General features: G+C 49.6%; 12 protein-coding genes and 1 pseudogene. All 13 read right to left on the reverse strand.

What is annotated here, in order from left to right:
* Positions 1-8 precede the first annotated feature (8 nt).
* The 13 genes and pseudogenes from PGL02S_RS03350 to pnp all read right to left on the reverse strand — a co-directional run bounded on the left by PGL02S_RS03350 (position 9) and on the right by pnp (position 15,703).
* Positions 9-2,675 (reverse strand): FtsK/SpoIIIE family DNA translocase, encoded by a 2,667-nt coding sequence (locus PGL02S_RS03350; protein ID WP_174806170.1) that lies wholly within the window; start codon positions 2,673-2,675, stop codon positions 9-11.
* Positions 2,676-2,715: 40 nt separating this feature from the next.
* On the reverse strand, positions 2,716-2,958 hold the full coding sequence (locus PGL02S_RS03355; protein ID WP_006211269.1) for a YlzJ-like family protein: 243 nt from the start codon (positions 2,956-2,958) through the stop codon (positions 2,716-2,718).
* Positions 2,955-3,731, reverse strand: a complete 777-nt coding sequence (locus PGL02S_RS03360) for a ClpP family protease (RefSeq protein ID WP_006211270.1) — start codon at positions 3,729-3,731, stop codon at positions 2,955-2,957. Before PGL02S_RS03360 ends, PGL02S_RS03355 begins: the two co-directional genes overlap by 4 nt.
* Before the next feature lie 275 nt (positions 3,732-4,006).
* Positions 4,007-5,686, reverse strand: coding sequence for a ribonuclease J (locus PGL02S_RS03365; RefSeq protein WP_036642106.1), 1,680 nt, complete (start codon positions 5,684-5,686; stop codon positions 4,007-4,009).
* A gap of 222 nt (positions 5,687-5,908) precedes the next feature.
* The gene (gene dapA / locus PGL02S_RS03370; protein ID WP_036642103.1) at positions 5,909-6,790 is read right to left on the reverse strand and encodes a 4-hydroxy-tetrahydrodipicolinate synthase; all 882 of its coding nucleotides are present in this window, start codon (positions 6,788-6,790) and stop codon (positions 5,909-5,911) included.
* Positions 6,791-6,900: 110 nt separating this feature from the next.
* Entirely contained in the window at positions 6,901-8,115 is a 1,215-nt protein-coding gene (dapG, locus tag PGL02S_RS03375) for an aspartate kinase (RefSeq protein WP_006211273.1), read from the reverse strand.
* A gap of 70 nt (positions 8,116-8,185) precedes the next feature.
* Positions 8,186-8,708 (reverse strand): annotated as a pseudogene (locus PGL02S_RS03380) (Asd/ArgC dimerization domain-containing protein); the annotation flags it as partial.
* 103 nt (positions 8,709-8,811) lie between these two features.
* Complete coding sequence (locus PGL02S_RS03385; protein ID WP_006211276.1) at positions 8,812-9,399, reverse strand: dipicolinate synthase subunit B; 588 nt, start codon at positions 9,397-9,399, stop codon at positions 8,812-8,814.
* Positions 9,400-10,296, reverse strand: a complete 897-nt coding sequence (gene dpsA, locus PGL02S_RS03390; RefSeq protein ID WP_006211277.1) for a dipicolinate synthase subunit DpsA — start codon at positions 10,294-10,296, stop codon at positions 9,400-9,402. It lies immediately after the preceding gene.
* Positions 10,297-10,546: 250 nt separating this feature from the next.
* Positions 10,547-10,993, reverse strand: coding sequence for a dUTP diphosphatase (dut, locus tag PGL02S_RS03395; RefSeq protein WP_172963931.1), 447 nt, complete (start codon positions 10,991-10,993; stop codon positions 10,547-10,549).
* Positions 10,968-12,236: a M16 family metallopeptidase gene (locus PGL02S_RS03400; RefSeq protein ID WP_036642101.1), complete on the reverse strand. Its 1,269-nt coding sequence runs from the start codon at positions 12,234-12,236 to the stop codon at positions 10,968-10,970. Before PGL02S_RS03400 ends, dut begins: the two co-directional genes overlap by 26 nt.
* A 91-nt stretch (positions 12,237-12,327) precedes the next feature.
* Positions 12,328-13,314: a polysaccharide deacetylase family protein gene (locus PGL02S_RS03405; protein ID WP_228030026.1), complete on the reverse strand. Its 987-nt coding sequence runs from the start codon at positions 13,312-13,314 to the stop codon at positions 12,328-12,330.
* A gap of 283 nt (positions 13,315-13,597) precedes the next feature.
* Entirely contained in the window at positions 13,598-15,703 is a 2,106-nt protein-coding gene (pnp, locus tag PGL02S_RS03410) for a polyribonucleotide nucleotidyltransferase (protein ID WP_081742812.1), read from the reverse strand.
* Between the last annotated feature and the right edge of the window lie 358 nt (positions 15,704-16,061).

Consider the following 16,061-nt stretch of genomic DNA (forward strand, 5'->3'; position numbering starts at 1 on the left):
CATTCAGCTCAACTGATACGATTCTGCTGCTGTTGGTACTGCTCCATCGACATGAGTACTTCCCGTGGCTTGCTGCCCTCATAAGGACCGATCACGCCTCGAGCTTCCATCGAGTCAATGAGACGGGCTGCACGGGTGTAGCCCACTCGCATTCTCCGTTGAAGCAGCGATACCGATGCCTGTTTCGCTTCCAGCACAATCGTCACCGCCTGCTCATACAGCTCATCCAATTCTTCATCATCGGAATTCGAAGATTCATCAATTTCAGGAACCAACGATTCGTCATACTCTGCCTGTGCTTGATCACGGACAAAATCCACAATGTTCTCTACTTCCTGATCAGTCATAAAAGCACCCTGCACCCGAATTGGCTTGGAAGAGCCCATCGGCATAAACAGCATATCCCCGCGGCCAAGCAGCTTCTCAGCCCCCGCCATATCCAGAATGGTCCGGGAATCGACTTGAGAAGATACTCCAAAGGCAATACGGGACGGAATATTCGCTTTAATGACCCCGGTAATCACGTCCACCGATGGACGCTGGGTGGCGATAATCAGATGAATTCCGGCAGCACGTGCCATCTGGGCAAGACGGGTAATCGCGTCTTCTACGTCGTTTGCGGCAACCATCATCAGATCGGCCAACTCGTCCACAATCACGACGATGTAGGGCAGTACCGCGGGCAAATTATCCTTCATCAGATTATTGTAACCCTCAATATTCCGTGTTCCGGACTTTGAGAATAACTCGTAACGCTTCTCCATCTCAACAACGATTTTCTTAAGCGCCAGCGAAGCCCGCTTCGGATCGGTTACGACCGGTGCCATCAAATGCGGAATCCCGTTGTAAACGTTAAGCTCAACCATTTTCGGATCGACCATCAGGAATTTAACCTCATCCGGCTTCGCTTTATACAGAATGCTGGTAATAATGCCGTTGATACATACCGACTTCCCTGAGCCGGTTGCACCTGCTACCAGAAGATGGGGCATTCGCGCCAGATTCCCAACAATCGTCTGACCGGATATATCGCGACCGAACGCGATCGACAGCTTCGATTCCGCTTCTTGGAAGGTCGGTGTCTCCATAACCTCCCTCATCGTAACGAGAGAGACTTCATTGTTCGGCACCTCAATGCCGATGGCCGATTTGCCTGGAATCGGTGCCTCCATGCGGATATCCTTGGCTGCAAGCGCCAATGCAATATCATCGGTCAGATTTACGATGCGGCTTACCTTGACCCCGATGTCAGGCTGAATTTCGTAACGGGTGACAGAGGGTCCTCTTACAACCTCCAACACCTTAGCCCGTACGCCGAAGCTTTCCAAGGTTGCCTCCAGCTTGCGAGCCGTTTGCATATAATCATTCTGGTCGCCACCCTTACCGCCATTGTTCGGTTTGGATAGCAGGCGGAATGGCGGCAGCTTGTACGGCTTGGGTGGTGGTGCAGGAGGTGCTGACGGTGCCTTACCAGCTTGGACGCCATCCCCCGCAACAGCTGTTGCATCCAGATCACCGCCGCCCGGCAGCTCATTGGCATCAATCGAGTTGGGACCGGCCGCTTTCCCTCCCGGCTCATCCTGAGCCAGAGGAGGCATCACGGCTTCCTGATCATCGTACTCGTCATCCAATCGTTCTTCTTGTTTCACCTGCTCGAAGAAATCACGAATAATCGGAGATGACGGAACCGAATCGACAGGAGGAGTCGCAGCATCCATAACTCCTTCAGGCTGATCCGAACTGTTAAACAGGACAACCTCGCCTTTCTCGTTAGTACCGTGCCCATTCCCCACTGTAAATACCGGCGCACTGTCATCAACAGCTTCCACTGCCTCTTCCGGTACTTCATTCCGCTTGTTGCCTTTGGAACTAAACAGCTGGAAGAACTGCGGCGCTTTGCGGCGCGGCAGCCTCATGCTCTCCATATCATCCAGATCATCATCATCCAGATCTTCCGGAAGCTGCATCCGTTGTTCCTTGGCATTTGATTTCGCTGCTGCTCTCGATTTCGTCTGCTGGCTGTTCACTTTCTTCTGAATCCGTTCTCCAGCTTTCACTACCCTCACACGGAACATGCGCATCAGATCAACATAGGACAAATTCGTTATCAGCATGAAGCTGATAAATAACATGACAATCATAATAAGTCTTGCCCCTATGCTGCCAAACAGCATCAACAAAAAAGCAAACTGCAGGGCTCCAACGTAGCCCCCGCTGATATCTCTGCCCATCACGGGATGATGTCCATCATCGACCCCGCCATCAAGCAGTTCGCCTTGCAAATCACTATGTATCTGGCTCATCGCATTCGATGCATTCAATTGTCCGATTGGGGCCAACTTGGACTCCAAGCCTGCGATGCTGCTCATTAAAGTGAGCGACAATATCAGAAGAAGGACACCGGTACGTCTGCTGTTCCACCGCTTGGGCCATTTCCGGTGAATCATTACCATTAACCCGTAATAAATGCCGATCAAGGGGATGATAAAGTAGTACTTGCCCAGCAAATATCCCGACATCTTGGATAGGGAGCGCCCGACCGGTGCTTCTCCGGATAAAGCGATGACCGAGAGTGTCATCAATACAATTCCATATATTTCATATTTCAATACTGCTGCAAAGGCTGCCTTCTTCTTCCTTTTCCGTTTTGCCAAAAGTGTCACCCCCGAATCCATATTATAGCATAATATTCGGTGGCGTACCTATGTTCTGTTTTTAGCCTTTTGCCTCATTTTTTACCGTCGGAATATAGCGAATGATAGACCCCGGAGTGTAGCGAGGGTTCAGATAATCCTGAAGTCCGCATTCCAGTAAACGGACAATCTTCGCTTGATCCTCCGCCAGAGGTTCAACTTCCATCAGTATTCCCTCAACACGGATCTCCCTGGATGTGACAGCAGTCTGATCCTCTTGGAACATTCCGATCGGGTCGAACGGCATTACACTGTACCATATCATTGCGTAATCCCCCCGGGACTGATCGGTTTACGCTCTGCGATCATGCTGTTTAAACGACTCAATGCCTGTCCGATCCCGCCTACTTCGTCCATTAACCCGTATTTGACCGCATCAACTCCCGACACTGCGGTTCCGATATCCCGGTTCAGCTCACCTGTTGCAAACATGAGATTCTTAAACCGCTCCTCCGTGATGCCGGAATGGCTCGTCACGAAGCGCACAACGCGTTCCTGCATCTTTTCCATGTATTCAAAAGTTTGCGGGACACCAATGACCAGCCCACTCATGCGAATCGGGTGAATGGTCATGGTTGCACTCTCCGCAATAATGGAATGGTCCGCTGCTACGGCAATCGGTACGCCGATACTGTGTCCTCCCCCTATAACCACCGTTACCGTCGGCTTGCTTAGCGAAGCAATCATCTCTGCAATGGCAAGACCTGCTTCAACATCTCCTCCTACTGTATTTAGGATGATCAAGAGTCCTTCGATCCGGGGATTTTGCTCAGCGGCGACAAGCTGTGGAATCATATGCTCGTATTTCGTTGTCTTGTTCTGTGGGGGAAGCACGAGATGGCCCTCGATTTGACCAATAATGGTCATGCAAAATACGTTGGATTCCCCACCATTCGGAAGTCCTGTCTGCCCCAGCTGCTGTATGGCTTCCGTAACAGCCGCCTTCTTGCCATCCTCCGTGGGAATGGTCGGAGGAGCTTCTGTCTCACCGGTTAAACCTGTTCTTCTCTTGCCCGTGGTCCATTGATCCTTGTCCATCGTGCATCCCTGCCTTTATCTTAATGTCTAGCTGCAGCAGCAATCACACAGCTAACGTTTAGTATGGCAAATGACGGGACTCTTTTATGCTTGCAGTGACAAAAGGACATCCTCATTACTCATACAGGCCAAGTCGAATAAACTCCTATCGAATTGCAAGTCCGAAAGCAGTTTCAAGGAAAAGAATATAAAAAGCCCCTCTTTCGCGGGAACCGTCCAATTATTACCTGCGAAAGAGGGGCGACTGTGTGCCTGATTTATTTTATTGTCTTGTATCAGACTTCCATAATGATCGGCAAGATCATCGGTCTGCGACGTGTTTGCTCATACAAGAAGCGTCCCAAAGCGTCTTTTACGCTGGTCTTAAGTGACGCCCATTCATTCACGTTTTCACTCATCAGCTTCTGAAGGGTGCTGGAAACGATACGGTTGGCTTCATCCAGAAGCCCTTCGGACTCCCGAACGTATACGAATCCACGCGAAATAATATCAGGACCGGATACGATGGAACCGTTTTGCTTGCTCAAGGTAACAACGACGACCAAGATACCGTCCTGAGACAGCAGCTTGCGATCACGCAGTACGATGTTACCCACGTCACCGACACCAAGTCCATCAATCAGAACGTTGCCTGCTGTCACTTTGCCGGCCTTGCGGGCCGAGCCACCTTGAATTTCAACAATTTCACCGATATCGGTAATAAAAATGTTGTCCGGATCGACACCGACGGACTCTGCAAGCAGAGCATGACGGCGCTGCATCCGATACTCGCCATGGACAGGGATGAAATATTGCGGTTTCATCAGATTCAGCATAAGCTTGAGCTCTTCCTGACTGCCGTGTCCCGAAACGTGGACACCGGAATTGGATCCGCTATAGATAACGTCTGCTCCAAGACGGAACAACTCGTCAATCGTACGTCCTACATATTTTTCATTCCCTGGTACCGGAGTTGCTGCGATGATGACCGTATCTCCCGGCAGGATGTCCACCTTACGATGAGTAGACCGGGCCATACGTGTCAGCGCTGACATCGGTTCACCCTGACTGCCTGTACACAGAACAACTACACGGTCCGCTGCCATTTTGTTTACCTCTTCAGGCTCAATCAGCATACCCTCGGGAATGTGCAGATATCCAAGCTCTGCTGCAATGGATACCACATTCACCATACTTCTGCCGATTACGGTTATTTTACGGCCTGTGGATTCAGCTGCGTTGACCACCTGCTGAATACGATGCACATTGGATGCAAACGTTGCAACAACTACGCGCTGCTCCGCTTTACGGAAGATATCTTCCAGAACGATGCCCACATTTTTCTCAGAAGGCGTGAAGCCTGGTCTTTCTGCGTTCGTACTGTCCGACAGCAGAGCCAAAACTCCCTTGCTTCCGATCTCAGCCATACGCTGCAGATCTGCATATTGGTCATTTACCGGAGTATGGTCAAACTTAAAGTCCCCCGTATGCACGACATTGCCTTCAGGTGTTTCAATGGAGATTCCCACGGAATCCGGAATGCTGTGATTCGTCTTGAAGAAGGTTGCTTTCAACGTGTTTCCGAGTTGAACTTCAGAATCTGCGTTGATCAGAATCCGTTTCGTCTCACCAAGCAAATTCGCTTCTCTGAGCTTGTTCTCAACCAATCCGAGCGTCAATTTCGTTCCATATACTGGAACATTCAAGTGTTTCAATACGTAAGGGAGGCCGCCGATATGGTCCTCGTGACCGTGAGTCAGCAAAATCCCTCTCACTTTGTCGCGATTTTCCGTTAAATAGCTAATATCAGGAATAACAATATCAATCCCAAGCATATCTTCTTCTGGGAACTTCAATCCCGCATCCACGACAACGATGTCATTGGCATACTGGATGACATACATGTTTTTCCCGATCTCACCGACGCCGCCCAAGGCAAAAATCGATAGTTTATCGCTGCTTATTTTCTTAGACAAATGTATCTAACCCTCCTATAGTTTTGGACGTCGTACCATTGTTATATTAAATTTCAAAAAAATACCGCACCCAGTCACTTGAATTCATTATACATGATGAAAAAGTGAAAACACAAGTCAACCACCTTCGTGAGCCTTAGGATGCCCCGAAACAGAGGGGTTTAAAACGAAGAAGCCACTGCCTTCAATGAAGGCAGTGGCTGTTCTGTATCAGCAATTATGTTACAGGGAAGAGAGTATACGGCGGATAAAAGCAGCCTCATTCTCGCTTGGAGAAACAAGCGGCAGACGAACATCGCCGACCTGATATCCGCGCTCCGTCAAGGCGAATTTGACCGCCGAGGGATTCGGAAGCGGCTCAGGGCATTCAAAGAGACCTTTAAACAGCGGGAACAGTGATTGATGAAGCTTTGCGGCTTCCTTCACATCGCCCTCCACATAAGCATGAATCATATCCTTCATCTGGGCTCCGGCAATATGGCTGGCCACACTTACGATCCCGTAGGCACCAACCGACAGCGCAGGCAGCGCAGCAGAGTCGTCACCGGAATATACAATAAACCCGTCCGGAGCTCCTGCCACAATGCTGGTGACCTGGTCGATCGAAGCACATTCCTTGGTTGCCACGATGTTCGGAAGTTGAGCCAGGCGCAAGGTCGTAGCCGTACTCAGGCTAATGCCCGTGCGTCCAGGCACATTGTACAGCATGACAGGCAGTGATGTCGCCGCGGCAATGGCCTCGAAGTGCCTGTAGAGTCCTTCCTGGTTCGGCTTATTATAGTACGGAGCGACAAGTAAAATGCCGTCGACACCGCAGTCCTCTGCTTTTTTCGTCAATTCTGCAGAATGTGCCGTATCATTGCTGCCGGTACCCGCGATAATCTTGCTTCTTCCAGCTGCCTGCTTCACAGCAAAAGAAAACAGCTCGAGCTTCTCGGTTTCACTTAGCGTAGGTGATTCACCCGTTGTTCCTGCGATGACTAACGAGTCCGACTTCTGATCAACAATCAGATGCTCAATAAGCCTCGCAGTCTCGTCCCAATTGATCTGACCATTCCGATCAAAAGGGGTAACCATGGCAGTAATCAATCTTCCGAAATCCACAATGACTCCTCCTTAAAGCTCTCTCGAGCGGAGAGCTTCCTTCGTAAGTAATCTATATTTGATGTTTCATTTCAACTTACCTCTGGCCTGCGTGCGCTCTGAAATACAGCTTATACATGTAGTTCGAATTTATGATGCAGTGCGCGCAGCGCTTGAGCCATATCTTCCTTCTTCACGAGTACCCATATCGTTGTGTTCGAATCGGCCGATTGCAGAATCGATATATCATGCTCACTTAAGGATTCTACGATTTTGGCCATAATGCCCGGGACGCCATTTATACCGCCGCCGATAACGGATACCTTCGCACAGCCGGACAAGCTTTTGGGTTTCAAATCCAGACCCTGCAGCACTTCGATCGCTTTCTCCGAATCGCTGTCAAATACGGTATAAAGCACTCCCGTAGGGGTAACATTAATAAAGTCTACACTGATGGAATGTTCAGCCATCGATTTGAACACCTTCAGTTGAAGACCTTCCGTACGGTCACATTCCACTGAAATTTGCGTGATATTACTTACATATGCAACTCCCGTCACAAAGCGGTCTACAATGCCAGACTGAATATCTCTGAAACCTTCCGGCTGGGTAACCAGCGTTCCCTCATTATCCGAGAAGGTTGACCGCACTCTGACCGGAATTTGGGATTGCATGGCAATCTCAACCGCTCTGGGATGTATGACCTTAGCACCCTGATGAGCCATATTACAGATCTCTGTATAACTCACATAACTGAGCGGCTTCGCATCCTCAACAATTCGGGGATCCGCTGTAAGGATACCGTTAACATCCGTATAGATGTCCACCATCTCCGCACGAAGTGCCGCACCCAGTGCAGTAGCCGAAGTATCACTGCCTCCCCTGCCCAGCGTTGTAAAGTCTCCAGAATCCGTCTGGCCCTGGAAGCCTGTCACAATAACCACTTGATGATACTCCAATTCCTTTAATACTCGTTCAGGTTTTACGTCCTTAATGCGTGCATTTCCGAAGTGATCGTCTGTAAGAAATCCGGCTTGAGCACCTGTCAGCACCGTTGCGGTTATCCCTTCATGCTGAAGCAGACTGCACAGTGTCGTTGCTGAGATAATCTCTCCGCAGCAGAGAAGCAAATCCCGCTCTCTGCTAGGCAGGGCGTTGCCGTTATGCCCGATCCAATCCAGAAGGGTATCTGTAGCATAAGGCTCTCCGCGGCGTCCCATAGCCGATACAACCACCACTAATTGGTATTGGTTGGCCAGTTCGCGCTGAATGTGCCCGATAACATGGGTTCTTGCTTGCGGTGTAGACAATGATGTTCCGCCGAATTTTTGAACTAAGATGCGCATTGAATATTCCTCCGTTTATATATGCCCAGGAGACGTAAATTGCGGGCCTACCGACTGAAACGGCCGGCTGTTAAGCCTGGCCGTTCCGTTTGTTCACAATGAGTTCTGCGATTTCCACGGCATTCCATGCCGCACCCTTTAGAAGGTTATCTGAAACGATCCACATGTTGGCCTACGCTTATGCGCCAGACCGCGGCGAAGCCGACCTACGAAAACATCCGGTTTCCCTTGGCATCCGTATCCAGCGGGTCCGATTGAAAGCTTGGATCCTCAACCAGCGTAACTCCGGGTGCATTCGACAGAAGCCGTTGAACATCTTCCAGATCATCGTCATTCTTGAATTCCCACATACACGGATTCAGAATGCCTCTCACAACCGGGATACGTACACAGATAGCCGTCACTTCGATGGATTCGTCGCCCATAATTTTTCTGGTCTCGTGGACCATCTTCATTTCTTCTAATGGATAACCATTCTCTGTACATTTATCGATCTGCGGAATCGCATTAAAGGCAGTTTGATGTTTCACGGGCAGCGATCCGACAGGTAAAATGTCAAGCCTCATCTCTTGACCAGCAAGAACTTCTGGGCTCTAGCACAGTATGCTTGCTGATCTGCCTGATCTCTCCGTCAAGAATAAAACGATGGCTGCAGTTGTTTCTAGAATGCGTATCGGGCTACAAGACCTTAACGCATTAAGAATATTCCACAATCATCGGCTGCAGCTGTTTCCCTTCAAGAGCCGCATAACACGCTTCCGGAATGAGATTCATTTTGGCGACAAGCGAGTTTGGTTTCTGCTGGGGATTATCCTGCCCATACGGAACAAAATAGATGTTCTTCGTAATCAGCAGTTTAGCGATATTCGCCGCATTTAGCCCAAGGCCATCGTTTGTTGAGATCGCCAGCACAAGCGGCCTTCCATTTCTCATCTGCGCCTTGGCTGCCATTAAGACAGGACTGTCAGTCATCGCATTGGCCAGCTTGCTGGTCGTATTTCCCGTGCAAGGAGCAATGACCAAAACGTCAAGAAGCTTCGATGGGCCTAGTGGTTCCGCGTCAACAATTGTAGAAATAATATCATTACCCGTAATATCTTTCAACTGTTTCTGCCAATTTTCCGACGTGCCGAATCGGGTATCCGTTGTCATGATCGTGCTGGATACAATCGGCACCACGTTGGCTCCCCCGTCCTTAAACCGCTGGATCTGCGGCATCACTTCTTCAAGCGTGCAGTGTGATCCTGTCAGGGCATAACCCACTGTCTTTCCATTCCAATTCATCTACGCATCCCCCCGAATCTTGATTTCTTCAGAAATCAGCTCCACCAGCGTATTGGCCATAATGATGCCAGCTGTTTTTGGAGCCACGATTCCGGGTAGTCCGGGTGCGAGCATGGCTTTGATACCCCGTTTCTCGGCATAGCGAAAATCGCATCCGCCGGGTGCGGAGGCGAGATCAATGATAACTGCCTCCCGAGGCATTTTCGAGATGATTTGTGCTGTGACTATCATAGTTGGAATCGTGTTAAAAAGCAAGTCAATAGAAGGCACATAAGACCCTAAATCCCTTACCAGGAAAGGTTTCCAGCCCATTTCCTCAGCTCTGGCATAATGCTCCGATTTGCGTACGCCCATCAGAATTTTGGCACCCAAACCTTGCAAGCTGCGAGCCATTGTAAAGCCTGTTCGTCCCATGCCAAGCACCATGCTGGTTGAACCGTGAATCGTAAAATCCGTATTCTGGATCGCCATCATCAGCGCACCTTCCGCTGTCGGAATTGAATTATAGATGGCAACATCGTCCCTCTCCAATATCTCTACCAGCTTGATCTTATATTTGTCACATAGCGAGCGCAAATACGGTTTCGCCATGCCTGTATAGATCACTCCATGACCGGGCATTGCTGCGATATGCTCCTCCTGCAGTCGCAATGGCCCTTCTGAGAACAGCGCACTGACACGTCCCTCATCATCACATCCAACCACAGGCAGGATCAGAGCATCTGCGTCCGATAACAGCTCCGGTGTGAACTGCTCACGAGTCACTCCCTGAAACGAATCCTGCAGCTTCTCAAACCCGGCGATCATGACGGAGGCATCCATCTCAGCGCATTTGCGAATCACTTCAATTTGCCTTGCGTCTCCTCCAACAAAGACGGTCCGGACTCCTGTCAGCATGGAAGGCCTCGCTCCTTTCTTCAAACCAACGTATAAACCATCTTATGCTGCCGCCTATGGGGTGGTGAGCGCATTTCAATTAAACTACCGCCTTAACGCATTAAATAAAGCCGCAAACCCGACATGGCCCGTTCAGGTCGTTTGCTGCAGTACATCAGCAAATTGAAAAAACACCGCCCGGTACAAACCGTGGCGGTGTTTAGCGTGTGCTGTATGATGTTGATGATATCAGAAGCTTTCTTGCTTGAATTTACTTGCCGGTATGTCCGAATCCACCCGCACCCCGTACGGTGTCGGACAATTCCTCTACCTCTATGAATTCCACGGCAGGGACGGTTTTAAACACCATTTGAGCGATGCGCTCATGACGTTCTATCGCAAAAGGCTCCTGCCCCAGATTGACCAGCAGCACCTTAACCTCCCCGCGATAATCGGCATCAATGGTGCCGGGGGAGTTCAGGCAGGTGATGCCGTGTTTGAATGCAAGCCCACTGCGAGGGCGGATCTGCGCTTCAAGCTCAGCCGGCATCGCGATTGCAAAGCCGGTCGGGATTAATTTGCGCTCGCCCGGATTTAAAACCACGGGCTCCGCAACCGCTGCATGCAGGTCGAAGCCTGCAGCAAGCTCGGACATTTTCACGGGCAGTTTAACATCTTCATTACCAGGCAATCTATTGATTTGAACGTAGTGCAACAAATTCATTCCTCCTAAGTACATTCAATGCTTTATCTGAAGTTCCTACCATCGCTAGTGCATATGGAGTCCCAAACATGCGGTCAAGAACCGCATCCACATCCTTCATGCTGACCTGCTCGATCCGCTTAATGATTTCGTCGAGGCTGAAATGATGGCCCAGCATCAATTCGTTCTTGCCCAAGCGATTCATGCGGCTGCTCGTGCTCTCCAGACCAAGAATGAGGCTGCCCTTAAGTTGTTCCTTCCCCTTGCGCAGCTCCTCCTCGGTCATCCCATTGGTCGCCACATCATGCAGCATTTCCGTGGTCAGTTGAAGTACTTCCTTCGTCTGCTTGGGAGCTGTACCCGCATAAATGGTAAACATGCCATTGTCGGCGTGGGAACTGTGGTAGGAATATACCGAATACGCCAATCCACGCTTTTCCCTGATCTCCTGGAACAGCCGTGAACTCATGCCGCCACCTATAGCATTATTAAGCAGCACCATCGCGTACTGAAGCTCGTCGCCGATGGAGCAGCCTGGAAACGACAGGCAGATATGATTTTGCTCTGTTTTTTTCTTGCGGAATTGCACGCCGTCCAGAAAAGCAGGCACAGCCAGCGGCTCGGCAGTTCCATGGTTTGTAAAACCGCCAAAATGGCGCTCCAACAGCTCGATCACTTCATCATTGATGTTGCCTGCAAGGGCAATCACCGTATTCTCAATCGTATAGTGTGTGTCCATGTAGGATTTAAGCACCTGTGAATCCATCGATTCAAGCCGTTCCTTCGTGCCGAGAATCGGATAGGCGAGCGGATGATCCCCATAAACGGATAACGACATCAGATCATGAACCAAGTCATCGGGCGTATCCTCATACATCGCGATTTCTTCCAAAATCACATTTTTCTCTTTCGCCAGCTCACCCGCATCCAGCTTCGAGTTGAAGAACATGTCGGACAATACATCAACCGCAATCGGAAAATGCTCATCCAGCACCTTGGCGTAATAACACGTGTATTCCTTGGAAGTGAAGGCATTAACGTTGCCGCCTATAGCATCAAATTCCTCTGCGATAGCACGGGCGTCAAAACGCTCCGTCCCTTTGAACATCATATGCTCTATAAAATGCGTAATCCCGTTGATCTCAAGCGATTCATTGCGGGATCCAGTCTTTACCCAAATGCCGAATGAAACCGAGCGACTCGTCGGGATTTGCTCCATTACCACTCTCAGGCCGTTAGACAATTGTATTTTTTTCACGATAGGGCCCCCTAACTGTTCCATCCAGGTTCACTTTAGCTGATCAACAGCCTCATGCCATCCATCATTCTATCAAACTTTACCATCCGGCTCAACTTCCCTTAGGCATGATTCGTTCAGGGGAAAGCGTCTGACTGACCGTCCCAATCTCCAGCCCTTTGGCCCTTATTCCGTCAATCATTCCTTTTAACGCTTGTGACGAGGAATCCGTAGGGTGCATCAGAATCAGGAAGCCCGGCTCCACCTTCGTGGATATCTTTTGAACGACCGCTTCCGGTGCAGGATGCTTCCAATCGATCGTATCGAGTGTCCACAGTACTGTTTTTAGCCCCCGTGCATGGGCGATGGATACAGTCTGCTGATTAAAGTCGCCGGAAGGCGGGGCAAACCATTTGTTCTCCACACCCAAACTTTCTTTCAGCAGATCCTGTGTTTTCGCGATTTCCATCTCTGCCCGCTCCCTGCTGAGACGACTCATGTTAGGATGCGTATACGCATGATTTTCCACCTCATGACCTCTCTTCAAAATTTCGCCGGCCAGCTCCGGGTTCTTCTTCAGCCAGCTCCCATCCAGAAAAAAGGTCGTCTTCACGTTTTCCTTATCCAGCGTATTCAGCATCGGCACCAGGAATTCATTCCCCCACGCCACATTAATCATGAGCGACACCATCGGCTTATTCGGGTTCCCTCGATAGATCGGCTGTTCACCCAGATCATTAAGAGTTACTTTAGCCGGTATTTGCCGGTAAACGTAAGGTATGGCCTCCCCGGGTTTTCGCTTTTTGGAAGATGCCGCTTTATATGTAGCTTCTACGTCAATCTCGATCCCGTTATAACCGGGAACCGCTTTCCATACCGAGTCAACCCTTGCATCAACGGGCTCGATTCGTGATTTCGCTGATGCGGCTTCAATCTGATTCAATAGATCCAGATCCACTGCCGTCTGTGTTCCATTTACGAAGTGCGCTTCCGGTTTCACCTGCAGCCCCGACACATATTCCCAAGCCCCGCTGAACACAGCGACAGCCGACACCATCGCGGCACCGGTTAGCAGCACGGCCATTTTTTTACCATTCATGGGCAATCCACCCTCCCCTTGAGAAGCTTTGTCCCATTTTATGAGAGGATAGGCGGAATTATGTGCTGCTAGAAACGACACCGCATATTCAAGGCAGGATACGCCTGCGTATCTATTCATAAAACAACCCCACAACGTGGGGCATATGCTGCGAAGCTTATCTAATATAGGTACGGGACCGAGAGAAACCGTGTTTCTTATGATCAAAAAAGAGCCAGAATGATAGGTTCTGCCTCTTTTTTCTTCATCCATATCCTGTTCACAAACCAACAAGCGCGAAAGCTTAAGAGCCGCTCTTGCTCGCTTCTGTAGTTAAAACCGCTTTGCGAGACAGGTTAATCCGTCCCTGCTGGTCGATTTCGGTAACCTTCACCGTAATGACATCACCAATCGCAACCACGTCCTCCACCTTCGCTACGCGCTCTGTAGAGAGCTGCGAGATGTGAACAAGCCCGTCTTTGTTCGGCAGAATTTCAACAAAAGCACCGAATTTCTCGATCCGTTTTACCGTACCTGTGTAAATTTCACCTACAGCTACTTCACGCACAATGCCTTCGATAATCGAAAGTGCTTTTTTGTTCATCTCATCATTGGCAGAAGCGATAAACACACGACCGTCTTGCTCGATATCGATCTTTACGCCGGTTTCCTCAATGATTTTGTTGATGATTTTGCCGCCAGCACCGATTACATCGCGAATTTTGTCCGGATTGATCTGCATGGTAATAATTTTAGGCGCATATTGGGACAAGCTCGTTCTTGGCTGCTGAATGGCTTCTGCCATTTTCCCAAGAATGTGCATGCGTCCTTCTTTTGCCTGCTGCAGAGCTTCCTGCAAAATCGCACGGTCGATTCCATCGATTTTGATATCCATTTGAATGGCGGTAACCCCTTCAGGCGTACCTGCAACTTTAAAGTCCATATCGCCAAGATGGTCTTCCATGCCTTGAATATCCGTTAGAATGGAGACATGATCCCCGTCCTTGATCAAGCCCATCGCTACGCCGGCTACAGGAGCTTTGATGGGTACCCCTGCATCCATCATAGCCAGTGTGCTTGCGCATATGCTGGCTTGGGAAGTCGAACCGTTCGATTCAATAACTTCTGACACCAGGCGAATCGTGTACGGGAACTCAACTTCGTTCGGAATGACTTTGGACAAGGCACGCTCGCCGAGCGCTCCATGCCCGATTTCACGACGGCCTGGAGCACGAAGTGGACGAGCTTCCCCTACGCTGAATGGCGGGAAGTTGTAGTGATGCATGAAACGCTTAGTCTCTTCCAGATCGATACCATCGAGAATCTGCACATCGCCAAGGGCACCTAGAGTACATACGCTGAGAGCTTGGGTTTGTCCACGCGTAAACAGACCGGAACCATGCGTTCTAGGAAGCAGGCTAGTATCACAATCGATAGGACGGATCTCAGACAGACCACGGCCATCCGGACGAACCTTGTCATGCGTAATCAGACGTCGGACTTCTTCCTTCACGATATCGTGAAGCACCTCTTTAACATCCTTCAACAATTCAGGAGTCTCGATATACTTCTCTTCAAACACGGTATACGCTTCTTCGTTGATGGCGTCAATTGCATCCTGGCGGGCATGTTTCTCCTCGATGCGAACGGCTTCAACCAGACGAGCTGCGGCGAAATCACGCACTTCACGATTCACCGCTTCATTGACAGCATGGAGCTTAACTGCCATTTTCTCTTTACCGCAAGCAGCCACGAGCTCTTCGATCTTAGCTACGATTTTCTTGATTTCCTCATGTCCGAACATGATGGCTTCCAGCATGACTTCCTCAGGAACTTCGTTCGCTTCAGCTTCAACCATCATGATGGCGTCTTTAGTACCTGATACAACTAGATAGATATCACTTGCTTCCTGCTGTGCAATATCCGGATTCACGACAAAATTGCCATCCACACGCCCTACGGCTACGCCGCCAATCGGACCGTTGAAAGGCACATCCGAGATACTCAGAGCTGCGGAAGTACCGATCATAGCCGCGATTTCCGGCTCACAATCCTGATCCACACTCATAACCAGGTTCAGAACCTGAACATCATTACGGAATCCTTCCGGGAACAGCGGACGAATCGGACGGTCTGTCAGACGGCTGGCAAGAATCGCTTTCTCGCTCGGTCTGCCTTCCCGTTTAATAAATCCACCCGGAATTTTACCGACTGCGTACAATCTCTCCTCGTAGTTGACCGTTAATGGAAAGAAATCCAAATCCTTCGGTTCACTGGAAGCTGTCACTGTACACAGGACTGCTGTTTCGCCGTAACGAATCATAACAGCCGCATTTGCCTGCTTCGCAAGGCGCCCTGTTTCGAACACGAGGGGTCTTCCGCCAAGCTGCATTTCAACACGTGTTTCCATATATTCCCTCCTCATGGGGATAAATTTTTTGAAATCTTCTAACATCAATGTTTTTTTGCAAAACGCTGTCCACATTTCCAAACCAGAGCCATCCATCGGTCCAACATCACTAACCTATGTACAGGAACAACCCGAACCGTATAGAACATTCTCCGCATAGACCATCCCTGGTTATAACCGTCAAACGAAACTCAAGCGAACAGACACGCCTACAATCTAAAAAAAGAATATATATTAAGATAACCCCACAAAGTGGAGTTTAGGCTATGAAGCGTACGCAGTACTTTGTGGGGGAGCACGAAAACAGTAAATTGTACAATACTTAGAAAAGAGCCCGGCTGCGCCGCTGTCGTTCCAA

It is taken from the genome of Paenibacillus glucanolyticus NBRC 15330, assembly GCF_004000885.1.
Lineage (GTDB): Bacteria > Bacillota > Bacilli > Paenibacillales > Paenibacillaceae > Paenibacillus_AQ > Paenibacillus_AQ glucanolyticus.

Excerpts from the sequence above, each read along its gene's own strand:
- PGL02S_RS03350 (WP_174806170.1), bottom strand. The coding sequence starts at position 2,675 with ATGGATTCGGGGGTGACACTTTTGGCAAAACGGAAAAGGAAGAAGAAG.
- PGL02S_RS03355 (WP_006211269.1), bottom strand. The coding sequence starts at position 2,958 with ATGATATGGTACAGTGTAATGCCGTTCGACCCGATCGGAATGTTCCAA.
- PGL02S_RS03360 (WP_006211270.1), bottom strand. The coding sequence starts at position 3,731 with ATGGACAAGGATCAATGGACCACGGGCAAGAGAAGAACAGGTTTAACC.
- dapG (WP_006211273.1), bottom strand. The coding sequence starts at position 8,115 with ATGCGCATCTTAGTTCAAAAATTCGGCGGAACATCATTGTCTACACCG.
- PGL02S_RS03385 (WP_006211276.1), bottom strand. The coding sequence starts at position 9,399 with ATGAATTGGAATGGAAAGACAGTGGGTTATGCCCTGACAGGATCACAC.
- dpsA (WP_006211277.1), bottom strand. The coding sequence starts at position 10,296 with ATGCTGACAGGAGTCCGGACCGTCTTTGTTGGAGGAGACGCAAGGCAA.
- PGL02S_RS03405 (WP_228030026.1), bottom strand. The coding sequence starts at position 13,314 with ATGAATGGTAAAAAAATGGCCGTGCTGCTAACCGGTGCCGCGATGGTG.
- pnp (WP_081742812.1), bottom strand. The coding sequence starts at position 15,703 with ATGGAAACACGTGTTGAAATGCAGCTTGGCGGAAGACCCCTCGTGTTC.